General features: G+C 39.1%; 25 protein-coding genes. 13 read left to right on the forward strand and 12 right to left on the reverse strand.

Annotated elements, in window-relative coordinates:
* Nucleotides 1-32: 32 nt before the first annotated feature.
* From ACE1AT_RS05800 to ACE1AT_RS05815, 4 genes are all read right to left on the reverse strand, one after another.
* Entirely contained in the window at nucleotides 33-518 is a 486-nt protein-coding gene (locus ACE1AT_RS05800; RefSeq protein WP_374866335.1) for a nucleoside 2-deoxyribosyltransferase, read from the reverse strand.
* Entirely contained in the window at nucleotides 515-1,252 is a 738-nt protein-coding gene (locus ACE1AT_RS05805) for a deoxycytidine deaminase (RefSeq protein ID WP_374866336.1), read from the reverse strand. Before ACE1AT_RS05805 ends, ACE1AT_RS05800 begins: the two co-directional genes overlap by 4 nt.
* A gap of 2 nt (nucleotides 1,253-1,254) precedes the next feature.
* The gene (locus tag ACE1AT_RS05810) at nucleotides 1,255-1,848 is read right to left on the reverse strand and encodes a cytidine/deoxycytidylate deaminase family protein (protein WP_374866337.1); all 594 of its coding nucleotides are present in this window, start codon (nucleotides 1,846-1,848) and stop codon (nucleotides 1,255-1,257) included.
* Nucleotides 1,849-2,009: 161 nt separating this feature from the next.
* Nucleotides 2,010-3,503, reverse strand: coding sequence for a thymidylate synthase (locus tag ACE1AT_RS05815; protein ID WP_374866338.1), 1,494 nt, complete (start codon nucleotides 3,501-3,503; stop codon nucleotides 2,010-2,012).
* A gap of 203 nt (nucleotides 3,504-3,706) precedes the next feature.
* Here ACE1AT_RS05815 and ACE1AT_RS05820 point away from each other — a divergent pair, with 203 nt between their 5' ends.
* The 4 genes from ACE1AT_RS05820 (at nucleotide 3,707) to ACE1AT_RS05835 (ending at nucleotide 6,385) form a co-directional block, all read left to right on the forward strand.
* Nucleotides 3,707-3,922 carry a high light inducible protein gene (locus ACE1AT_RS05820; protein WP_374866339.1) on the forward strand — a complete coding sequence of 72 codons (216 nt, stop codon included), beginning with the start codon at nucleotides 3,707-3,709 and terminating at the stop codon, nucleotides 3,920-3,922.
* 112 nt (nucleotides 3,923-4,034) lie between these two features.
* Nucleotides 4,035-5,171, forward strand: coding sequence for a Gfo/Idh/MocA family protein (locus ACE1AT_RS05825; protein WP_374866340.1), 1,137 nt, complete (start codon nucleotides 4,035-4,037; stop codon nucleotides 5,169-5,171).
* 135 nt (nucleotides 5,172-5,306) lie between these two features.
* Entirely contained in the window at nucleotides 5,307-5,780 is a 474-nt protein-coding gene (locus ACE1AT_RS05830; RefSeq protein ID WP_374866341.1) for a TspO/MBR family protein, read from the forward strand.
* 131 nt (nucleotides 5,781-5,911) lie between these two features.
* On the forward strand, nucleotides 5,912-6,385 hold the full coding sequence (locus ACE1AT_RS05835) for a TspO/MBR family protein (RefSeq protein ID WP_374866342.1): 474 nt from the start codon (nucleotides 5,912-5,914) through the stop codon (nucleotides 6,383-6,385).
* Nucleotides 6,386-6,437: 52 nt separating this feature from the next.
* On the opposite strand, the gene ACE1AT_RS05840 is transcribed toward ACE1AT_RS05835, so the two are convergent.
* Nucleotides 6,438-7,145, reverse strand: a complete 708-nt coding sequence (locus tag ACE1AT_RS05840; protein WP_374866343.1) for a M15 family metallopeptidase — start codon at nucleotides 7,143-7,145, stop codon at nucleotides 6,438-6,440.
* Nucleotides 7,146-7,425: 280 nt separating this feature from the next.
* Here ACE1AT_RS05840 and ACE1AT_RS05845 point away from each other — a divergent pair, with 280 nt between their 5' ends.
* The 3 genes from ACE1AT_RS05845 to ACE1AT_RS05855 all read left to right on the forward strand — a co-directional run bounded on the left by ACE1AT_RS05845 (nucleotide 7,426) and on the right by ACE1AT_RS05855 (nucleotide 9,345).
* Nucleotides 7,426-8,031, forward strand: coding sequence for a VWA domain-containing protein (locus ACE1AT_RS05845; protein ID WP_374866344.1), 606 nt, complete (start codon nucleotides 7,426-7,428; stop codon nucleotides 8,029-8,031).
* Nucleotides 8,032-8,124: 93 nt separating this feature from the next.
* Nucleotides 8,125-8,730, forward strand: a complete 606-nt coding sequence (locus ACE1AT_RS05850) for a VWA domain-containing protein (protein WP_374866345.1) — start codon at nucleotides 8,125-8,127, stop codon at nucleotides 8,728-8,730.
* Nucleotides 8,731-8,946: 216 nt separating this feature from the next.
* Nucleotides 8,947-9,345, forward strand: a complete 399-nt coding sequence (locus tag ACE1AT_RS05855; RefSeq protein ID WP_374866346.1) for a salt stress protein, Slr1339 family — start codon at nucleotides 8,947-8,949, stop codon at nucleotides 9,343-9,345.
* Between the two features lie 18 nt (nucleotides 9,346-9,363).
* Here ACE1AT_RS05855 and ACE1AT_RS05860 read toward each other — a convergent pair whose 3' ends face one another.
* The 3 genes from ACE1AT_RS05860 to ACE1AT_RS05870 all read right to left on the reverse strand — a co-directional run bounded on the left by ACE1AT_RS05860 (nucleotide 9,364) and on the right by ACE1AT_RS05870 (nucleotide 10,764).
* Complete coding sequence (locus ACE1AT_RS05860) at nucleotides 9,364-9,948, reverse strand: Uma2 family endonuclease (RefSeq protein ID WP_374866347.1); 585 nt, start codon at nucleotides 9,946-9,948, stop codon at nucleotides 9,364-9,366.
* Nucleotides 9,949-10,025: 77 nt separating this feature from the next.
* On the reverse strand, nucleotides 10,026-10,364 hold the full coding sequence (locus ACE1AT_RS05865) for a winged helix-turn-helix transcriptional regulator (protein WP_374866348.1): 339 nt from the start codon (nucleotides 10,362-10,364) through the stop codon (nucleotides 10,026-10,028).
* Between the two features lie 112 nt (nucleotides 10,365-10,476).
* Entirely contained in the window at nucleotides 10,477-10,764 is a 288-nt protein-coding gene (locus ACE1AT_RS05870) for a hypothetical protein (RefSeq protein ID WP_374866349.1), read from the reverse strand.
* A gap of 332 nt (nucleotides 10,765-11,096) precedes the next feature.
* Between ACE1AT_RS05870 and ACE1AT_RS05875 the strand changes: the two genes are divergently transcribed.
* Complete coding sequence (locus ACE1AT_RS05875) at nucleotides 11,097-11,765, forward strand: class I SAM-dependent methyltransferase (RefSeq protein WP_374866359.1); 669 nt, start codon at nucleotides 11,097-11,099, stop codon at nucleotides 11,763-11,765.
* A gap of 66 nt (nucleotides 11,766-11,831) precedes the next feature.
* Nucleotides 11,832-13,328, forward strand: coding sequence for a DHA2 family efflux MFS transporter permease subunit (locus ACE1AT_RS05880; RefSeq protein ID WP_374866350.1), 1,497 nt, complete (start codon nucleotides 11,832-11,834; stop codon nucleotides 13,326-13,328).
* A gap of 37 nt (nucleotides 13,329-13,365) precedes the next feature.
* On the opposite strand, the gene ACE1AT_RS05885 is transcribed toward ACE1AT_RS05880, so the two are convergent.
* Both ACE1AT_RS05885 and ACE1AT_RS05890 read right to left on the reverse strand, forming a co-directional pair.
* Nucleotides 13,366-13,779, reverse strand: a complete 414-nt coding sequence (locus ACE1AT_RS05885; RefSeq protein WP_374866351.1) for a type II toxin-antitoxin system VapC family toxin — start codon at nucleotides 13,777-13,779, stop codon at nucleotides 13,366-13,368.
* On the reverse strand, nucleotides 13,776-14,021 hold the full coding sequence (locus tag ACE1AT_RS05890) for an antitoxin family protein (protein ID WP_017313828.1): 246 nt from the start codon (nucleotides 14,019-14,021) through the stop codon (nucleotides 13,776-13,778). Before ACE1AT_RS05890 ends, ACE1AT_RS05885 begins: the two co-directional genes overlap by 4 nt.
* Before the next feature lie 436 nt (nucleotides 14,022-14,457).
* Between ACE1AT_RS05890 and ACE1AT_RS05895 the strand changes: the two genes are divergently transcribed.
* Nucleotides 14,458-16,989 carry a glycogen/starch/alpha-glucan phosphorylase gene (locus ACE1AT_RS05895; protein WP_374866352.1) on the forward strand — a complete coding sequence of 844 codons (2,532 nt, stop codon included), beginning with the start codon at nucleotides 14,458-14,460 and terminating at the stop codon, nucleotides 16,987-16,989.
* A gap of 62 nt (nucleotides 16,990-17,051) precedes the next feature.
* Entirely contained in the window at nucleotides 17,052-17,423 is a 372-nt protein-coding gene (locus tag ACE1AT_RS05900; RefSeq protein ID WP_374866353.1) for a cyclic nucleotide-binding domain-containing protein, read from the forward strand.
* A gap of 341 nt (nucleotides 17,424-17,764) precedes the next feature.
* On the opposite strand, the gene ACE1AT_RS05905 is transcribed toward ACE1AT_RS05900, so the two are convergent.
* Nucleotides 17,765-18,643 carry a phosphodiester glycosidase family protein gene (locus ACE1AT_RS05905; protein WP_374866354.1) on the reverse strand — a complete coding sequence of 293 codons (879 nt, stop codon included), beginning with the start codon at nucleotides 18,641-18,643 and terminating at the stop codon, nucleotides 17,765-17,767.
* A 300-nt stretch (nucleotides 18,644-18,943) separates the two neighbouring features.
* On the opposite strand from ACE1AT_RS05905, the gene ACE1AT_RS05910 reads away from it, so the two are divergent.
* Both ACE1AT_RS05910 and ACE1AT_RS05915 read left to right on the forward strand, forming a co-directional pair.
* Nucleotides 18,944-19,477 (forward strand): DUF5132 domain-containing protein, encoded by a 534-nt coding sequence (locus tag ACE1AT_RS05910; protein ID WP_374866355.1) that lies wholly within the window; start codon nucleotides 18,944-18,946, stop codon nucleotides 19,475-19,477.
* Between the two features lie 199 nt (nucleotides 19,478-19,676).
* The gene (locus tag ACE1AT_RS05915) at nucleotides 19,677-22,664 is read left to right on the forward strand and encodes an HAD-IC family P-type ATPase (protein ID WP_374866356.1); all 2,988 of its coding nucleotides are present in this window, start codon (nucleotides 19,677-19,679) and stop codon (nucleotides 22,662-22,664) included.
* On the opposite strand, the gene ACE1AT_RS05920 is transcribed toward ACE1AT_RS05915, so the two are convergent.
* Nucleotides 22,635-22,833 (reverse strand): hypothetical protein (locus tag ACE1AT_RS05920; RefSeq protein ID WP_374866357.1); only part of this gene is annotated, 199 nt, incomplete at its 5' end. The two genes, ACE1AT_RS05915 and ACE1AT_RS05920, sit on opposite strands and share 30 nt — an antisense overlap.

Genomic DNA, 22,833 nt, shown 5'->3' on the forward strand with positions numbered 1-22,833 from the left:
AGATTTATAAGGTGAATTGCGATTCATTGAGATTAACTGGAGTACGATGGTGCTGACGAAATTTGTGTTATGTGCTGTCGTCTCCACTCTTCCAAAACACTCTCAAGTTTAGTCAAAGCTTCTTTATAGTCGTTAAAATCAATTTCAGAAAATACAGTGGGTATACCACGTGGGAATCTAGATACACGTTTGCCTTTTTCGTATAGGAGAATAATCGGAATGCCTTTTGTATCTGCGTAAGCCAGTTCCATACCTACACCGAACGCAGGGAACCCAAGATAAGCTATGACTAAATCTGACGTACTGACTTGCTGTTTGTCAGTCTCAAAAACTTGGCGAGGATCTATATTAGGGTGACTGATGGGATCAGTGTGTAGATGGGGAATATAAGTTTGAAAACCCATTGCTTCGCAAAGTGATCCAATATCTTCATAGAAAATTTTGATTTCTGCTGGGTCATTAATTCCAGTCAAAGCCCCAGATATGTACACTTTGCTTTTGTGTGTGGTTGTATTCATAACTTAGATTGGGGTTTCAAAAATTTATCATACACGATGGGAGCTATAACCGCTAGAAAAGCAGCTACGGAAGAACCTACAGTAGCATTAATTACAGAGCTAGTAATACCAATACTTAAAGTGGCAAGAACTAAAAATATCAATAATATATTGCGATCTGAATTTGATTTTTCTATAGCTTGTTTTTTTCTTTTTTCTTCTGCTTCTATTCTGGTTTTTTCTATTTGGGCTTTTTCTAATAGTTGATCCCAAAGATCATCTCTGTCGATAGGTCTACCGAGATTTGTTTTGGCTGCAATGCCTACACTATAAAAACAAATAGTACAGAAAGGTTCAGCAAATCTCAGTTCTGTATAACTATCACGATGATTATGAATTGAAATTAGTAATTTTCCTGACCAACCTGGGTCTACTGTCGTAGAAATATCTGAAAAACCCTTCGTAATAATTTTTGATACCATTGCATGTATAGTGGCTGAAACTTTCTTAGATAAGCTAATATCTTCCAAAGTTTTTATTACTATTGTGTCGTTTGGTTCAATCTGGATTGACCCATCTTTTTCTATTTCAATTACACGTTTTTTATTCCATGAAAATACTTCTTTACCTACTCTTAAATCATAACCAACAGGTGTTAAATATTTTTTATCGAAAGGCTCTATAAATAGACCCTCTTCCAGTGGGTTAGAACTCCATTTTTCCATTGCTGTTTTTATATCTTCATCGCTAAACACTGTCAAACTCCATCATTATTGTTGATTTCTGAAGGTGTAACTAGTTTATTTCCCATAAAAGACGTAGGATTCAACAGAAATTGAGCAGCTTTTTGTGCTGTTGCCTCAGACAATTGAATTTGTTGAAGAGTAACTAAACCTTCATTGACAAATAAGTCTCTCACTAAAGCTTTTTCTCCAACATTAAACGAGGTTTCATAGTAGACTTCATTGATTCCTGCGGAGATAATTAACTTCAAGCAGGATAGGCAAGGTTCTAAGGTAACATAAATGCTTGCACCCTGAGTAGAAATACCATGCTTTGCAGCTTGAGCGATCGCATTTGCTTCCGCATGTACAGCTCTTGATGGTAATGTTTTACTACTATCACAGCTGCTCAAATCAGGATAGCAATAACCTTGAACTGTACAATGAGCCGAACCCGATGGTGAGCCATTATAACCTGTTGCCAAAACCTGCTTATTTTTAACAATCACAGCACCCACTGGGAAAGCAAGACAAGTTGAGCGAGTTGCTGCTAGTTTAGCCAACATAAGAAAATATTCGTTCCATGTTGGTCTTTGAAAAGGTTGATAAAATTGTGAAATATTATGCATAATTAAGTTAGTAAAAATTTTTATTTATTAAAATAAAATAATTCGGACAAAAGTTTACAAAAAAATTACTAGGATTAAAAAACTCCAATCAAGCGATTGAAGCTTTTGCAGATATTTCCTTCAGAAGATAATTGATTGCTAATTTTTTCCAAACACTTCTTTCACCTATCCTGCATATACTGTATACCACTTTTAATACAGTCACTCGCCTTTTGCAATTCGATGCCTAAGTATCCTGCGTGTTCAGGATGAACTGCTGGAGAAGCAGCACAAATCTCTCTGAGGAGTAAAAGTGGATTTTTTCCTCGATAATACTTAATCACGTCACCGCTACCAGGAGTTGTTTGAGTAACAACAATTTCTTTGCCATCTACCTCAATCAGAAAATTACCAGAAGGGTCATAATAGTCGCGCTGATTGTAGATTAAAGCGTACTGGTTAGCAATTAGCCTATCTGCATTTTCCCAGGTATCGTCATATATATGGGCTGACTGACTAATAGTTATCAGTGCTCCCATCTTCAAATCGTATTCGGAGCGCTTGGCAATTTCATTTCTAATGTATTGCTGTAAAGCTCTTAAACCCATCGCATTTGCGGGCCATGCAGCAAACATATCATTACTTCTAAGTGTAGCAGTTAGTGATATTTCATTGTTCACAACCCGCAGCCAAATATGATTTAAACAAGGACTTCCGCCTTTGTCGTGATCTTTCACATCCCATAAATTCATCACTGCACTCGCTGCGTCTATTTCTCCTATGAGTTTATGAATTACTTGCTCAACTTGATCGCGTCCAAACCACGAACGTAAACGTTGACCATATGTATATTTGACACCTTCTTGATAAGGCGCATCATCTAAAATTTGGGGAATGTATTCTTCAAGAAAACTACGATCAACTGGCAGATAATTTGGTTCTGGAAAATAGAAATCAGGTGGTTCATCCGTCACAATAGCCATCAAATCAATTAATTCTTGCCATTGTCCGTCATAACCAGTAGGGCGAATTGTTCCTGTTGTCTTAATACGATGAATGATTTTTACCCAAGTTTCTGCTATTGTCTTACCTTCAATTCTGTGTCCGTAGCGAGGCCCTGGTAAAACTGTTGGTTCATTAGTTGACATGGGATATTCTAAAGCTGACCCCCACGGTTCAACTATTTCTCTATCTGCAAAATATTTCGCTATAGTACAAGCTTCTGCGATTGATTTTGCTTCTTGAAACTCAAAAGAATCCCGCAGCTTTTCTAAAGCACTAGCTGCTATTTCAATATCTATATATCCTGTTACGGATGAACGAATTACCCAGCAACGCTGTCCAGAGTCAGTGAAGCCTTCCTCAAAGCCATGACGGAAAAAGTCCAGCAAGCAAATTCCTGCACCCGCGTTTTTATCTTCTCTCGTAGCGTTAAGAACAACTAAAAAGCGGACGTGGGGGTTAAAAAGTAAATTGCGAATAAGTAAGTTTATCCCTCTGGTGGGTGAGTATAGCTGTCCAATTACGGCATACTCTTGTGGCTGGAGGTGTTTAGCGATCGCCTGCTTTACCGTCCATCCTGTAATTATTGCTGTCTGTCCCAAGCCATAGATCAGCTGGTTAGGCTTGTACAGCGCTTTGTACTCAAATTGGGTTGCTTTACCCGTTCCTATCATGCTTGCCTAGCTCAAAGTTAAAAAGACAGACCAGCTTACCATATCACCACAACTGGCACTACTATTGCAAGTGCTTTAGAAAAGTTGAGTAACACATGTGATCGCATTTCTTAGCGAACTTATTTTCTTTACATTTTTTAACTTTATTGTTACCATTTTTAACATAAATGCAATTATCCCCTTTATTCATTTAGGAAATACTCATGCGTACAAACGGTGCAATCGTTGATGATCAAGGAAAAATGAACAACTTTGCGATCGAGCCAAAGGTTTACGTAGATGAACAAGGCGATCGCACTGGGTTCACTCCTTACGCTGAAGCGCTCAACGGTCGTCTAGCAATGATTGGCTTTGTGTCTCTGATTGCATTTGAAGTATTCACAGGACACGGTGTCTTTGATATTTTTGCCAACCTGTAAACAATTAAGTTTTCACATCACTGACGCTTTTTTTATCTATGTTATGTAGAGATGTAAAATTTTTTATATCTCTACATTTTTTATTTACAGTCAGCGAAAGCTTAATAAACTTATGTCATCCACATCCCATTACAGTTCAGCTAACCAGCAACCCATCGGTGTTGCAGTTGTCGGTACAGGGTTCGGTCAAAAAGTCCACATACCCGCATTTAAAGCTCATCCCCGTACCCAAGTGGTTGCTGTTTATCACCGGGATTTAGCAAAAGCCCAAGCTATAGCCCAATCACAAAACATTCCTTACGCCTGCAATACGATTACAGATATTGTTTCTCTCAGCGAAATCAAAGCAGTCAGCATCGCGACACCGCCGTTTCTCCACTACGAAATGGCTAAGGAAGTTTTACAAGCTGGAAAACATGTATTACTAGAAAAACCTGTAACTTTAAATGTAGACGAAGCTAAAGAACTTTATTTTTTGGCAAAATCAAAAGGTGTGATTGCTACTGTAGATTTTGAATTCCGCTTTGTACCTGGATGGCAATTATTTGCTGAACTTTTATCAGAAAACTATGTTGGTAATAAACGTTTAATTAGAATTGATTGGTTGGGTTCTTCTCGTGCTGATGCTGGGCGTCCTTGGAACTGGTATTCGCAAAAAGAGAAAGGTGGTGGTGCATTAGGTTCTTTGGGTTCCCACACTTTTGATTATATTAACTGGCTGTTTGGACCTGTACGCAGATTAAGCGCTCATTTCAGTACAGCTATACCCCAACGACAAGACGCTAACACAGGTGAATTCAAACCAGTGACTACCGATGACACCTGCATGTTGATGCTGGAATTAGCAGATGGAACACCTTGTCAAGTTTCCATCAGTGCGGTGGTACATGCATCTCGTACACATTGGTTGGAAGTGTATGGCGATCGCGGTACTTTAGTTTTAGGTAGCGAGAATCAAAAAGATTATATTCACGGTTTTCGTGTTTGGGCATCTCAGCCTGGTAAACAATTAACAGAGATAGAAGTTCCTAATCGTTTGATTTTTCCAAAAAATTACGCCGATGGTCGCATTTCTGCATTTCTCAGAATTGTAAATCAATGGGTACAGGGAATTGATCAAGGAGAAGAAATTATTCCATCTTTGCGAGAAGGAGTTTATTCTCAGTTATTGATGGATTTATCACATGAATCAAATATGAAATCAAACTGGGTTGATGTGCCTAGTTTAGAAGAATTTTTGGAGAGATGAAAAGCTAACTTGGGATAGAAGTTAGGATAACGTGTCAATATTTAAAATTTGAATTGTTCAAACCAGGGATGGATGATTATTAAACGTGGAAATTGACAAAATCTGACTAGATCGCAAAGGGTGAGGCAATAATGCATGATTAAATCTTGGATGGTAATTGGTGGGGTTGCTTTCTTAGTTGCTTTAGGTGCAAACTTTATCACTCCTGGCGATCGCAAATGGTTTAAACGCCTACAAAGACCGAGATGGCTAACATTTGAAGCAGCAATTCCTGTGATTTGGACTGTAATATTTATTTGTGGTGCTTGGTCTGCTTATATTGTTTGGGAAAAGAACCCAGGAACAAACACAACCTGGTTATTAATGGGACTATATTTACTTTTAGAAATAGTTACTATCGCCTACACTCCTGTAATGTTTAGGACTCGTCATTTGAGAGTAGGTACGATTATTGGTGGAACAGGTTTTGTGATTGGGGTGATATTAGCGCTCGCAGTTTTTCCCATTTCTATTTGGGCAACATTATTACTTGTACCTTATTTATTATGGAGTCCAATTGGTACATACACAACTAAAGCAATGGAACGCCTTAATCCTCAAGATGTATAAGGGTTATTTGTTGTTTGGAACTAACAACAATCAACTATTCATAATTAACAATCCAACTAATGACTGATTAAAGTCATATCCTAAATTGTCAAAATTGCTGTGTAAAACTCATACACACCAAAGAATAGAAAATGATTCAATCTTGGATGGTCATTGGGGCTGTAACTTTTTTAGTTGCAGTTGGTAGTTTTTTTATCACACCACGTGATGTGAAATGGTTTACACAATTAAGTCGTCCACGTTGGCTAGTTTTTGAACCATTTATACCTGTAATTTGGACTGCGATTTTTATTAGCGGTGCTGCTTCTGCTAGTATTGTTTGGCAAAAAAATCCAGGTAGTTTAATAACCTGGTTATTAATGAGTTTTTATCTATTGCTGGAAATTATTACTGTCACATACATACCTTTAATGTTGAGGTTTCGCAGTCTCAGAATCGGAGAAATTATTGGTTCAGTTGGTCTTGTTTTGGGTATAGTGCTAGCGTTATCTGTTTTACCTATTTCTCGACTTGCTAGCTTATTGCTTGTTCCTTATTTGGTTTGGAGTCCAATTGGAACTTATACAACTGAAGAATTAATCCAGCTAAATCCTGAAGATGCGTAAGTTTTGTTGGTTGTTGGTGCTGCAAAACAACCAACAATCAAGAATAAATTACTTAGATTAATCTAGCGTAGCGTGCTATAAAATTTTTACTTGGATCGGCTTGATTATGTAACCAAGCCCACATCTGATCACCGATAGAAAAATGCCACCATTCGCGGGGATTGCGTTTAAAATCGGCTTTTTCCATCACATCTCGTAGTAGTAAACGATGAGCGTGATATTGTTGTGCTTGTGGTTGTTCACTATTAGTATAATAATCAGGAAGCGATCGCTCTGACATTTCATCAATAGGCGAACCCATATCTACAATTTCCCCATTCTCATCCACCAAAGTTACATCCACAGCAGCACCAGTACTATGAGGTGGTGGTGTGTTTTCATCTAAACTAGGTTCAGCCCAGATTTTGTAAACTTCTTGCCAAATTTCTTGACGCTGAGTTGCTGATAAATTTACCTCAACAAGTCCTCTAGTCTTTACCGCTTCGGCAAAACTGTAATCTACCATAAACTGTTGCACAGCTACAGGACGATAAGCATCAAAAATTTGAATCCGCCAGTCAGGACGCAGCAATTGTAAATGATTTTGGGCTGCGATTAAACTATCAACAACGGTTTGGCGAAGAAAATAAGGCGAATGTTCCCCATAAGGTGCGCCTAATTTCTCATAAGGATGGGGAGATTCCACCGCAAACATTTCCAGGGGAATAGCTACTAGTGGTTCGCCACACTCGTGAATGGGAATATGATGATAAGGTCTCATGGATTGTAAGGTGAAAATTTGGTTTTCCAAATGTTAGCTTGTGGCGTTCTCAATTAGTTTAAAAGATCGCTTGATAATAACCCACCTAAGACTTACGCATTGACAAAATGAGTTACTTGTGTTGGAAGTGTCTGGTGTGTCTGATTGTCTTCGTGTCTTCTTTTACAGATGAGTTAAGGTTGTAGATGAGTAGCAAAACTCGTAAAGAAGCTTGAATAGCTAGTCAATACTGGAGAAGCCTAGACTAGACTAGAGACGTCGAGTAATCAGTAAAGGAATTATGATGAGCGATCGCGACTACACCTTAATCATCGATAAAAGCGGTAGCATGTCAACTCCCGATCAAGTCGGTGGTAGAAGTCGATGGGAAATTGCTCAAGAATCTACCCTCGCTTTAGCACGTAAATGTGAACAATTTGACCCAGATGGGATTACGGTTTACCTATTTTCTGGGAGATTTAAACGCTACGACGATGTTACCTCCGCCAAGGTAGCGCAGATATTTTTGGAAAATGATCCATCTGGTACAACAAATTTAGCAGGTGTACTTCAAGACGCAACCAATCATTACTTTCAGCGCAAAGCAGCAGGAAAAACCAAAGCCAATGGTGAGACAATTTTAGTCATCACCGATGGTGAACCAGATGATCGCAAAGCTGTATTTGAAGTCATCATTAGTGCAACTCGCCAGATGGAACGCGATGAAGAACTAGGAATTTCCATCATTCAAGTAGGTAATGACGCGCAAGCAACTAAATTTTTGAAAGCTTTAGATGATCAAATGCAAAGTGTCGGTGCAAAATTTGATATCTGCGACACAATGACCCTTGATGACATGGAAGATATGAGCCTTGCAGATGTTTTAATGAATGCAGTAACTGATTAATTGGTCATTGGTCATTGGTCATTTGTCAAGAGTTAACAAACAAAAATCAATAATCAACTATCAACAATCAATCGCTAATTGGAGAATCAAAAAATGCTCGAAAATCGTGACTATACTCTAATTATTGATAAAAGTGGCAGTATGGCTACGCCTGATCAAAAAGGTGGTAGAAGTCGATGGCTAGCTGCACAAGAATCTACTTTTGCTTTAGCAAGTAAGTGTGAACAATTTGACCCAGATGGCATTACTATTTATTTATTTTCTGGTAGATTCAAACGCTATGAAAATGTGACATCAAGTAAAGTATCACAAATATTCCAAGAGAATGATCCAGCAGGAACTACTGATTTAGCAGCAGTGTTAAAACACGCCATTGATAATTATTTTGAACGTAAATCAGCAGGTCAAACTAAACCAAATGGTGAAACAATTTTAGTTGTCACAGATGGTGAACCAGACGATCGCAAAGCTGTCATGAAAGTAATTATTGAAGCTTCTCGGCGTATGGACAGAGATGAAGAATTAGCTATTTCTTTTATTCAAGTTGGCAAAGATGTTCATGCAACCCGTTTTCTGAAAGTATTAGATGACGAATTGCAAACTGCTGGTGCGAAGTTTGATATTTGCGACACCATTACAATGGATGACATGGAAGACATGAGTTTATCTGAAGTCCTCCTGAATGCGATTAATGATTAAGTAGTTAGGCAAAATTACATTTATTCGTGAAGGTTAGGGAATAGGGAATAGGGAATAGCTTGAATAATGTGTAATTAATTTTGTAATGGTACTTAACTATCAATCTTTAAAAATCACAAAATAAACCTCTAAAAGTGAATCCCTACACTATTTTTTTACAGCAGATAAATAGAAGAGTGAATATTTTGATATGCAGTAAATCAGGAGTTAAATATCATGGACTCTATTGATAAGCTGTTAGCTGAACTGCAAGCTGAATATCAGCAACAAAGCAATGAACAGCCCAAACAACAACCAAATACAGCAACACCGAATATTCATCAATCATCTTCAAAGTCAGCATCTTTAATAGATATACTTTTAGAAGAAGTAAAGACTGATTTTGAAGAACAAGACCAAGCAGAAAAATTAAGAATCCAGGAAGAATTAGAAAAAGAAAAAATTAAGCAAGAACAAATTAAAGCCAAGCAAAGGGAGGCTTTAAAACAACAAGCTAAAGATTGGTTGGCTAAGTTAGATCCTTTCTCGCCGGAGGGATTGTGGTTTGAAAGATTCGCGGAAAGATATTCATCAAAATTAGAAGCAGCAATCGATTATTTACAAGCTAACGAGTAGAGTTAGTGATTATATCGCCTATTTATTTTCGGTTGTTTCGGCTTCAAATTGAACTTGTCGGTACAAATCAGCGATCGCTATTTCTATATTCACCGATTCAAGTCGCAATTTGTCGCCCAAATTATATTCCCACAATACCCATTGTCCCTGTTCATTGCGTCGAAAGACTTCCACACCTGGTTGCGCTATTTGTACTAAGACATATTCTTGCAAGGTTGGAGATTGACGATATGCAGCAAACTTTTTCCCTCGATCAGCTGCTTCTGTTGAAGGTGATAGCACTTCGATAATTAAGCAGGGAAATTGTATCAATAGTGGATCGCGATCGCGCTCGTCGCAAGTCACTACCACATCAGGATAAAAATACTTCAGCCCCGGTTCTACCTGCACCTTCACATCAACAATGTATACTTCACAAAAGTGATTTGCTAGGGCATCATCTAGGAGTTTGAAGAAATTTCCAGAAACCCGATTATGGTTGCGTGTCTCACCACTCATTGCTATAACTTCGCCATCCCAATATTCGTAGCGTTGCTCTTGGGTGGGTTCCCAAATCAGATATTCCTCTGCGCTCATTAAAATCCGATCAGGTAAAGCAACCATCGTTCAATCGGGCAAAGATTTACTTTTCTAATTTTTTAGCATAGCGAAAAAAGGAAACAATCAACTACAAAGAACAATTATCTATTGATTTTGTCGTAATATTGAACTGCCCAATCATGCATTGCATAGAGAATTGGTTTGAGACTTTCCCCTAGAGGTGTTAGTGAATATTCTACTTTTGGCGGAATTTGTGCATAAACTTGACGATGAATAATCCCATCTTCTTCCATTTCTCGCAGTTGCTGCGTCAGCATTTTTTGTGTAATTCCTGGTAAAGCTCTTTGCAATTCACCAAACCGCTTGATCCCTGCCATTAATTCTCTAATAATTAATACTTTCCAACGTCCACCGATTACATTCAGTGTTGTTTCTACTTCACACGTCAGTCTGTTCGGATTTTCGGCTTCAGCTTTCATAGTGGATTGGGGACTAGGGAAGATGGGTTTTCATGCTTTTTATTTTACATAAATAAAGGTTTGCCGCCCTGTAACAAGCCCAGTTTCTTTAAAAAACCGGGCTTTTGTGTTTTTATTTCGGACACGCAGGTAAAGATTTGTCAGCATAATAGCAGTCAAAATGCTCTAATGCTTCCTGACTAGACTCAAAGCTGCTGCTAGTTGTATAAGCTTCTTCTTTACCGTAAAATTCACGTTTCCAGATTTTCAGATAGTACCCTGTATTATCAGTATTCTGCCAAAGTTCGTAACTATACTCACCACCCGAACCGTTGCTTACTAAATAATCAGCCTTCGCAACTGTGGATACACTTATGAGTGTCAAAGTGGTTAATAAAGGCAATAAAATTTTTTTAACCATTTTTATGCGTGTAAATATTACACTCACATTGATAATTTATTTGGCAGCTAAAATGGTAAACTTATGTCTTTAAGATGATAAAATTAGTTTAAAATTTTACAAATTTTGCTAGTTTTTATTCTGTATTAATACTTAAAAATGTTTGTAGTGGTGTAAAGAACACCAACTACAAACAACCTGTAGCTTTGATTCAGAGAATGTAGTATTAGATTTTCACAGAAGTTTAAGTTTAAGAACTTTTCCTTCTGTATTTTTTATGGGCAAAAAAAAATAGACTTATGCAGTTTTGCGATAGAAACAGAAAAGAATACACTAAAGAGCGATCGCACCTCATGAGTAATCACAATAAAACTCTTGGATTAGATAAATCTCTTTATGACTACTTGCTTTCAGTATCTTTACGAGAGCCAGAAGTTTTAACTCAATTGCGTCAAGAGACGGCGCAGCAACCCATGGCTATTATGCAGATTGCACCGGATCAAGGACAGTTTTTAGCCTTGTTAGTCAAGTTAATGGGAGCCAAAAAAACTTTAGATATCGGTGTATTTACTGGGTATAGTTCTTTGGTAGTAGCTTTGGCTTTACCAGCAGATGGTAAAGTAGTAGCCTGCGATGTTGATGAAGAATACACAGCGATCGCTCGCCGTTACTGGCAAAAAGCAGGTGTCGCAGATAAAATTAGTTTGCATATTGCTCCAGCTTTGGAAACTTTAGAAAAATTAATCGCAGCCAAAGAAACCGAAACATTTGACTTTGCTTTTATTGACGCCGATAAAAGCAACTATGACAACTACTACGAACTAGCTTTGCAACTTGTGCGTCGGGGCGGACTGATTGCGATCGATAATGTCTTATGGTCAGGTAGAGTCGCAGATCCTCAACAACAGGACAACAGAACTAACAAAATTCGGGCTTTTAATCAAAAACTGCATCAAGATCAAAGAATTACACTCAGCATGGTAGCGATCGCTGATGGTTTGACTCTAGCAATGAAAAATTAAAGAGGGGATAGGGGATAGGGGATAGGGAAAACTCTAAATTTAGCATCCACGATCATCCGAGAGACAATGGAAAGAGGAGAACTTTCAAGCTTGTTGGTGGTGATTCCATTGAATAGCGAACCAGTACCCGAAAATATTTCTGATTCTGAGCGATCGCCATTTCAAATCTGGTTGGCTTTATTAAGTGTAGGATTGGGCTTAACAATGTTTACACTTGATAGCGCCACAGTCAACATTGCTCTACCTACAATTACAAAGGCTTTTGATACTCACTTAGCTATTGCTCAATGGGTGATTATCAGCTATCTAATTGTTTTTACGGCTCTGATTTTCAGCGTTGCTCGTTTGGGTAATATACTCGGCAGACAGAAATTATTCCAAGCTGGATTAACTTTGTTTACCATCAGCTCATTACTGTGTGGATTAGCACCTGGAATTGGCTGGTTGATTGGCTTTCGAGTCTTGCAAGGATGCGGTGCTGTGCTAATTGTGGGATTGGGAATGACAATTATTACTGAGTTGTTTGCTCATACCTCGCAATATGGATTAGCCTTAAGTCTTGCTGCGGTGACGCTTTCTGTCGGTTCTGTGTTGGGTCCGGCGCTTGGTGGTTTACTGGTTACACTTGGGGATTGGCAGGCGATCTTCCTAATTAATCTTCCCATAGGAATGATTGCAATTTTGTTATTCGTTTGGTGTGTTCCGTCTTCCCCAAATCCCCGTAGTCACCAAGAAAGCTTTGATGGACTGGGAGTAATTTTACTAGCGCTGGTGATGCTTAACTTGGCGTTGGCGATCAGCGAAGCACAAAAACAAGGCTTTCACAGTGCGATCGCTCTGATTTTACTAATTATTGCCATCATCGGTTTAATTGTTTTGGTTTTGGTTGAGTCTCGAACCAGACAACCAATAATTGACTTGTCTTTATTTCACAACCGCACCCTCAGTATTAATCTCTTGACTATGGTAGTAGTTTACATAGTCATGGCATCTCGGTTATTAATCTACCCTTTTTTCTTAGAATTAGTTGTGCAGTATCCAACTGAGCAAGTTGGAATGTTAATGATTACCTTACCAATCAGTAACGCCATAATTGCACCGATATCAAGACGTTTCGCTGATCGGTTTGGTAGTCATCGCTTGATTCCCATTGGTTTGATGTTGTTAGCATCTGGATGTATGCTGGCTAGTACTTTTAGTAACCAGTTAACACCCTTGGGTTACGTACTTAGAGATATGGTCATGGGTGGAGGTTTAGCGATGTGGCGATCGCCCAATAATGTCGCAACCATGAGTATTGCTCCCCAAAATAAAATTGGTGTTGTTTCGGGGTTACTAAACGAATCATCTTTAGTTGGTCAAACTCTCGGAACTTCGTTAGCAGCAACTTTATTTGTCACATTTATTTTAAGTGTTGTCAATTTACCTCATACAACACCTCTTGGATCTGTGCCACTTCCAGCACTGATTTTTGCCATGCACAGGACATTTTTGATTTTGGCTATCTTCCTGGGAATAATGCTTGTTGTTAATATTGCGTTTCAAATGAGGAACAGGGAATAGAGAACGGGGAAAAATCTGTGTAATTAACGCTCTTTCATCACTCGCGCAACAACGCCCGAAAACCTGCTTGCACAAAATGTATATCAGCAGTTACAGCATCAGTCAAACCTTGTTCCCACATCACTACAAAAGAAATGCAATCTGTAAAACCCCAAGTTTTATCAGGACGTTCGCTATAAAGCTGTAATGCACGGGCAAACAATGGTGTATCTACCGTTACCACCTGTAAATTAGCTGTATTGTAACACTGCTGGATAAATTGCACTGCGCTTGGGCGATTAACAGCACTCAAAGCATTACCAACTTCCACCAATACCGCTTCCGTTACCCAAACAGCCATTGCTGCTCGTACTCTTGGCAGAAATGCTTTAGCCTGATGATGATACTGGTCACGTTTATTCAACAAAGCTTGGATAAATACCGTATCCAGAAAAAAACGCTCATCACTCATGAATTGCCTGTAGTTTCCTTCTTCGGTGTACCGTACAAATAATGATCGTGTTCGCTAGACCAATCGGATGGTGCTTCCACAGTTCCCGTCATCGCCTCCAACACATCCCAAGCATCCCCAGACGGTGATGGTTCCTTCAATTCTTGAATTGTAATTACATAACGTGTGTTCGGTGTCAAATCCAAGGATACATCTGGACGCAAAACATTTCCATCAAATACAACCGTTACCTTCTTGTTCATAAAAAAACCTCTGGAACATTCCCTGTATTTTATGCCGAGAAATTTTATAGATTCTTTATTCTATTTTCTCGATTGATTATGATTTTCTCGATTCTGTGAAAAGTCAGATTGGCTTACATTGCTAATGCATCGCTCTGCATTGCTAATGCATCGCCCTACATTGTTAATGTATCGGCTTACATTGTTAATGTAAGCTAAAACACATCTAATTTGTACATTTTAGAATTTTAATAAAAATCATCAAACCCTTTGGAGTCTTACTCTGCATTCTGTTGTGTCTGGAGCGGTTTAACCAATCTTTCCATCAAACATTACCATCCGTTAACAATAGGAACGTAGCTTTAATTTATAGTGAATCCCCAATCCCCGTTGCCCCTTTATCCCCAGAGGGGGCCCCGCCTTCCCCGATCCCCAATCCCCGATCCCCAATTTTCTTATGACTGCAATTGATCCCAACAAAAGAGCAGCTTTACAAATAGAAGACGATCGCACAGGTTTAAGCATTGAAACCTTGCGGCGAGCGATGGCGGATAATCTCTTCTATATTCAGGGTAAGTATCCTGAGATTGCCACAGAAAATGATTTTTACATGGCGCTGGCTTACACAGTGCGCGATCGCTTACTCAAACGCTGGATCAGCACAACAAAATCATATATTGAAAAAGATGTCAAAGTTGTTTGCTATCTCTCAGCCGAATTTCTCATGGGGCCGCACCTAGCAAATAACTTAATTAACTTGGATATTTACGAACAAGTACGCAAAGCAGTTGTAGAATCAGGATTGAATTTAGAAGAATTAATTGAGGAGGAAGAAGAGCCGGGTTTGGGTAATGGTGGTTTAGGTCGTCTTGCTGCTTGCTACATGGATTCTCTCGCTTCCTTGGAAATTCCAGCAATTGGCTATGGTATTCGTTACGAATTTGGTATTTTTGACCAAGAGATCCGTGATGGTTGGCAAGTCGAAATCACTGACAAATGGTTACAGTGGGGTAATCCTTGGGAAATTCCGCGTCCAGAAGTAGCCTATGAAGTGAAATTGGGTGGTCGGACAGAATCTTACACTGATAATCAAGGAAATTACCGAGTACGCTGGATTCCTGACCAAGTAGTCAAAGGTATTGCTTACGACACACCCATACTAGGCTATAAAGTCAATACTACTAATATCCTACGGCTGTGGAAAGCAGAAGCCCCGGAATCATTTGATTTTCAGTCATTCAATATCGGCGACTACTACGGTGCAGTTAATAAAAAGGTTGTTTCCGAAAACATTTCCAAAGTTCTCTATCCCAATGATGAACAAATTCAAGGTAAACAACTACGTTTAGAACAGCAATATTTCTTTGTTTCCTGTTCTCTCCAGAATATGATTCGCATTCATCTAAATCGTGCTGGTAAGAGTATGGAAAGCTTTCACGAATATTTTGCTGTCCAACTCAATGATACTCACCCTGCGATTGGTGTAGCGGAACTGATGCGGTTGTTGTTGGATGAACATCAATTTGGTTGGGAACAAGCTTGGGATATTACCCAAAAAACCTTCGGTTATACTAATCACACTCTACTACCAGAAGCTTTAGAAAAGTGGTCTATTAGCTTATTTGGTAAATTGCTACCTCGCCATTTGGAGATTATCTACGAAATCAATCGCCGTTTCCTTGATCAGGTGCGGTTACTAGATCCTTACGACCAGGGTAAAATTGCCAGACTATCGCTGATTGATGAAACAGGTGATAGATATGTGCGTATGGCTAATCTCGCATGTGTTGGTAGTCATGCGATTAATGGTGTAGCGGAGTTACACACTGAATTGTTAAAACAAACAGTTCTGCGAGATTTTTATCAATTGTGGCCAGAGAAATTCAGCAATAAAACTAACGGAGTTACACCACGACGTTGGATAGTATTAAGCAATCCCGGTTTGACTAGTTTAATTTCTAGTAAAATCGGTGACAACTGGATTAAGCATCTTGAAGACCTCAGACAATTAGAAAGCTTTGTTGAAGATAGTAATTTCCGTCAACAATGGCGACAAGTTAAGTTAGAAACTAAGCACAATTTAGCAAAATATATTCAAAAGAAAACTGGTATTGTTGTTAATCCAGAATCCCTGTTTGATATTCAGGTTAAGCGCATTCACGAGTATAAACGTCAACATCTGAATGTACTGCACATTATTAGCTTGTATAATCACATCAAGCATAATCCTGATGTTGAGATTACCCCGCGTACATTCATTTTTGGTGGTAAAGCTGCACCCGGTTACTATATGGCCAAGCTGATCATTAAATTGATCAACTCCGTAGCAGAGGTTGTTAATGCTGATCCCCATGTACGCGATCGCATCAAAGTTGTCTTTTTACCAGACTATAATGTAACTTTGGGTCAAAAAGTATACCCGGCTGCTGATTTGTCAGAGCAAATTTCCACTGCTGGATTAGAAGCTTCTGGTACTGGGAATATGAAGTTTTCGATGAATGGGGCGTTAACTATTGGTACTCTTGATGGTGCCAATGTTGAAATTCGTCAAGAAGTAGGAGAAGAAAATTTCTTCTTATTTGGACTGCGAACTGAAGAAGTCCAAGCACTCAAATCTCAAGGCTACAATCCTTGGAATTATTATAATTCCAACCCCCAACTCAAAGAAGTAATAGACTTAATTGCTTCCGGAGTCTTCTCTCATGGAGATATAAATCTGTTTCGTCCTCTGCTCGATTCTTTGCTTCACCACGATCCATTTTTACTACTTGCTGACTACCAATCTTACATTGATTGTCAACAGCAAGTGAGTCAAGCTTATCGCGATCAAGATAATTGGACTCGGATGTCAATTTTGAATGTAGCGCGGATAGGCAAATTTTCCTCGGATCGCTCGATTCAAGAGTATTGCCAGGATATTTGGCAAGCACAACCACTAACTATAGAATTAGAAGAGTATGTTCAGTCGAAAGCTGGTTTAAAAGTTTAACTTTAACAAAAATACTATGTATTACAGTATTTTGAAATGTGATGTAGTTAAAATGCATTATCATGCTTGAACCAGCAGAAACCGTAAAAATCTTTCAAAAACAGCCAACAATCAAAACTTTTTCCAGTGGTCAAACCATCTTTACAGATGGTGAAATTGGGGATTGTATGTATGGTATTTTGAATGGAGAGGTAGACTTATACGTCGATGGCAAAGTAGTCGAAACTATTCATCGGGGAGATGTATTTGGGATGGGAGCATTAGTGGTTCCAGAACAAACCAGAGCATCGACAGCAGTTGCTAAAACCGACTGCGAATTAGCGATTTTAGACCGAAACGGTTTTCTGTTCGCCGTGCAAGAAACCCCCATGTTTGCATTACTCGTGATGCGAAGTTACTCCGAACGTTTACGTTTGCTTAAACGCTCTATTTAATACTTTTGTGGTAATGGGTAATGATTAATAGTTGTTGGTTATTTCCAATGCAATACTGCTCGGATAAGACAAATTTGAGAACTGTAGTTTTGTAGTAGTTTTGTAGGTTGGGTGTAGCGACAGCGAAACCCAACATTATAGTCTCGTTAATGTTGGGTTACTGAACCGTATTAGGGCATAATTTCGTGGGGGTTCTCGTTTGAAACAAGAAAGTTCTCACCTGAAACGAGAAAGTTGTGGTTTTGAACTTGGATGTTCTCACCTCAAACGAGAAAGTTGTGGTTTTGAGCTTGGATGTTCTCACCTGAAACGAAAGCAAACAACACTCAATAAACAACAAATCACAAAGATTCTGCATAAAAGCCCAAATGATTAGCTACAGGGCGCTCCCGCATTGGTATTTTGGTATGTATGGGAGCGTTTAACACTTTTGCCTCGGTGTTTTTTGCTACTACCAATGTAGTAGAACCACCACCATCGAAATTGAGCGCTGTATCTGCACCTAATGCGATCGCAATATTGGCTAACTCTTTTTTCGTTACTCCTTCGCTATAAACAGGTTGTTTACCATCAACAACAATTAGCCAGAGTTTTTTACCTGCTTGATCAATTGCTACAGCCACATGGGGATATGGTTTATCGTTTTGTTGTTCTAGGTTTTTGGCTTTTGGCTTTCCACCTTCAACTAATATTTGACTTCCTGCAACACCTTGAATTGTACCTTTAGGACATTCGTCACGATCTAGCATGAGGGCGCGGTTTTTCAGAAAGCACAACACTCGCCATCCTGGTTCGGGTTTGGAATATCGATAACCATGAGAAATTACTTCGCCGAGTGGATAGGAGAGATCACTACTATGAGGATAGTAATCCCAAGGAGTGTTTTCTACAAAGTGATGAAAGTAACTAGCATTAATTGCTACTTGCACCTTGAACTCACGTAAAAATTCTGAGGTGGTACGGGCTTTTGTTTCCACACCTTGTTCTGGTAGTATTCCTGGTGTCACCAGTGGTTTCACACCTGGCGCAGTTAAATCTATACTGACTATATGAATGATCATTGGGCGTGGTTGGGAACGAACTTGGCGTTGATAGGAAATACCACGAAACAATGCTTGTTCTTGATCAGTCTGCGGTGGGCGTAAAAAGTGGAGTCCGCCATAAATTATTAAAGGTAATAAAAGTATGGCAGTACCAGCAGCAAATAAATATTGTTTCATATCATGTTTGCTTGAATATTTATATTATGCTTTGAGGTTGGTAATGGGTAATTGGTAATTGGTGATTGGGCATCGCAATGGGAATATAAACTGATTATCTGGACTTGGTATCATTATGTGATGACAAAAAATTATGTTTTAGAAATCCACCACTGATGCACACAGATAAATTTTAGATTAACGAAAGATTATGAAAACATTATTTCCCAAAATGGAAATTAAACCTACAGACCGATGGATTGAGGCTTAAATTAAATTAATATTTGATATGATCTGCCTATTTGCGAAGGAAATTTTCAGATGACATCTACATTTGAGCAAGAACAAATTAATGTACCTGAATTAGTCGAGAGTATCACAGGGTTAATTTTTGCACCCATAATTCTTCCTTTAGCAGCAGCGGTACATCAGCCTACAGTTCAAACAGCCATCAAAAGTGGAATTGCTCTTTCGCAAAGGTGTAAAGAAGCACTAGCGGAAACTCAAGAGATCATTGAAAATTTAGCAGCAGAAGTCAATACCGAACTCATCAATAATAAACAGGTAGAATTTGAATCTGGTTATACTCGAATCCATTCTATTGACGGCAAATCTGAAGTCGCCAAAGACTTAATAAATATTATGTCAGACTTCAATGTAGATGTGGAAAATTTCAGCGATGGTGTGATTGATTTGCGCGTTTTGGTGCCTTTAGGATTTGGTGCAATGGCGGCGCGACAGTTGGTGGTTAAGGGATTGCAAATCGATGAAATTCCCTGGTATACCTTGGCTTGGTATGCTTTTGATTCTTTTGTCAAGCTAAATGTTACTAGTGAATCAAACAGTAAAAATTAAAATAATTGCTGAAAATTAGGATACTCCAACTTTTTCAAAATTATCTGTCAAATTAACAAAGATTACCTAAGCAGGTTAAGACACTATTTAATTTACCAAATAAAGGCTGATTTAAACATTTGGGATCTTGTGAAAATTTCCTTGATTTGTTTATGAATATTCTATCTTTACTTGTGAAGCTGCGGGAGCAGGTGTTTCTGTGATTAAAATTATTCATCAGGTCAAAGGCAGAGCTAGGTATAAAATTAAAGAACTTTATCATTCGCCATCCTTCAAAGAATATATTGAGCGATCGCTTCCACAACAACCAGGAATTAACGACGTCCGTGCTAATACTTTAACTGGTAATATTCTTGTGTTGTTTGAGCCAGAATATAGTGCGGAGAAGATAGCAAGATTAATTGAAAAATATATTTTAGAATATCAACCACAACAGATAAAATCACTCACAAAAAAAGAAGCAACTTCAACAATCAAACCAGTTACTAAAGCCCAAATACAAAAAATCGAGAACTGGCATTTGATGGAAACAGATGCTGTTGTAGATGCATTTAATACTTCCAAACAATCAGGATTATCTCATGAATCTGCTATTGAGAATCTGAATAAATATGGGTCAAATGTTCTAGCACCAGCAAAAACCCGTTCTGATTTAAGTATTTTGGTTGACCAATTTAAATCTTTGCCAGTTGCTTTGTTGGGTGTGGCTGCTGGTGTTTCTGTGTTAACGGGGGGACTAATTGATGCTGTGGTAATTTTGGGTGTGGTTGGTTTAAATGCTGTGATTGGTTACACCACAGAAAGCCAATCAGAAAGAATTATTCACTCTCTCGGTAGTCATCAAGAAACATCGACTTGGGTAATTCGAGATGGTCAGCAACTAGAAATTCCCACAGAAAATATTGTGGTTGGAGATATTTTAGTTCTGAAAACTGGTGGCTATGTAGCCGCAGATGCACGACTATTGGAAGCAGAAAATCTGAGTATTGATGAATCTGCTTTAACTGGAGAGAGCATACCTATAACTAAATCAAAGCTACCCCTAAAAGGTGAGGATATTCCTTTGGGCGATCGCACCAACATGGTTTATAAAGGAACTCTCGTCACTGGTGGACAAGGTTTAGCTGTGGTAGTAGCAACAGCTAAATTTACAGAAATGGGCAAAATCCAACAATTGGTAGGCGAAGCGACTACAACCGCAACCCCTCTCACCAGACAACTCGATCAAGTGGGTAGCCAATTAGTAGCAATTGGTATGGGTATTTGCGGTCTGGTTTTTGGAATGGGGGTGTTACGGGGATATGGTTTACTGCAAATGCTGCAATCATCTATATCTCTGGCGGTTGCTGCTGTTCCCGAAGGTTTACCCACCATCGCCACTACAACCTTAGCTTTAGGAATCCAAGATATGCGTAAGCGGAATGTCTTGGTTCGCAGTCTCAGCGCTGTCGAAGCTTTGGGTTCGGTGCAAACAATTTGTCTGGATAAAACCGGAACGATTACAGAAAACCGCATGTCTGTTGTGGAAGTACACACAGACAGCCAACAAATTACTGTATGTGATGGAGAGTTTATCGCCAACGGTGAGCATATTAATCCCTACGCTTGTGATGAACTGTTAAAACTGATTCATGTATCAGTTTTGTGCAATGAAAGTGAAGTGAACCTAGAACAAAATGGTGAGTATAGTGTCAAAGGTTCAGCAACAGAAAATGCTTTGATTTACATGGCTATGAGTGCTGGGGTGGAGATTAAGCAACTTAGAGAAAAATATCAACTGCTGCAAACTAACCTGCGCTCAGAGAATCGAAATATTATGAGTACGGTTCATAGGACTGAGAATAACCATAAGTTGGTTGCTGTTAAAGGTAGTCCGGGAGAAGTTGCACAAATATGTAAATTTTGGCTGAAAAACGGGGAACGCTTACCGTTAACAGAAGAAGATAAGCGATCGCTCGAAATTGAAAATGATCGCATGGCAGGGAAAGCCCTGAGAGTATTGGGTATTTCTTATACACATGTTGAGGCGAGTCACAATGGAAATAATTACGAACAAGACTTGACATGGCTGGGTTTGGTGGGTATGGCAGACCCCATTAGAACCGGTGTCAAACAGTTAATGGCTGACTTCCACTATGCTGGCATTAATACAGTGATGATTACTGGTGATCAAAGTCCCACTGCCTATGCGATCGCTAAGGAATTAGAATTAAGCAGAGATCCGCAATTAGAAATTCTTGATTCCACCGACCTCAACAATCTCACCCCAGAAGCCATAACCGCACTCGCTAATAAAGTCGATGTTTTTGCCCGGATTAGTCCCAGCAATAAACTGCAAATTGTCCAAGCATTGCAAGCCGCCGGACAAGTTGTAGCCATGACAGGGGATGGAATTAATGACGCCCCAGCCCTAAAAGCTGCTCAAGTTGGTGTCGCCATGGGTAAAGGTGGCACAGATGTAGCTCGTGAAGTTGCAGATATTATCTTAGAAGATGACAGCCTAGAAACCATGATCGTTGCTGTCAGTCGGGGTAGGACAATCTACAACAACATCAGAAAATCTGTGCATTTCCTACTTGCTACCAACATCAGCGAAATCGTTGTGATGACAACCGCCACCGCTATTGGAATTGGCGAACCCTTGAACGCCATCCAATTGTTGTGGTTGAATTTGGTAACAGACATTTTCCCTGGTCTTTCTCTAGCTTTAGAAGCACCAGAACCAGATGTTTTGAGTCAGCCTCCCCGCAACCCAGACGAACCAATTGTTAAGAATTCCGACTTTGGCAGAATAGCTTTTGAAGCAGGAACAATATCTCTCAGCACTTTAGCAGCTTATGGTTACGGCATCAGCAAATATGGCATTAGTCCCCAGGCAAGTACTATTGCTTTTATGAGTCTGACATCAGCACAACTATTACACACAATTAGTTGTCGTTCGGAACATCACAGCATATTTAATCAAGAAAAACTGCCGAATAATCCTTATTTAAATGCTGCTATTATCGGTTCTTTTGCGATCCAACTTCTAGCGATCGCTGTTCCACCACTGCGGAGTCTTTTAAAGATTACGCCCATTAGTATTATGGATGGTTTTGTGATTGGTGGTAGTGCTTTGTTACCTCTGTTGGTGAATGAAAGCACAAAAAATATCAAATTAGATGAGAATAATTCTAAAGGTTTGTAGTAAGGACTTTAGTCCTTTCTTGAGGACTAAACCTCGTCCATCTTGAAAAGAGGAGTTTTTCAAAAAGGACATTATGTAGGTTGGGTGGAACGGAGTGTAACCCAACATTAACCAGACTATAATGTTGGGTTTCGCTGTCGCTACACCCAACCTACAAACCTTTAGTTTT

Source organism: Pelatocladus sp. BLCC-F211 (genome assembly GCF_041928655.1).
In the GTDB taxonomy this organism is placed as follows: Bacteria; Cyanobacteriota; Cyanobacteriia; order Cyanobacteriales; family Nostocaceae; genus Pelatocladus.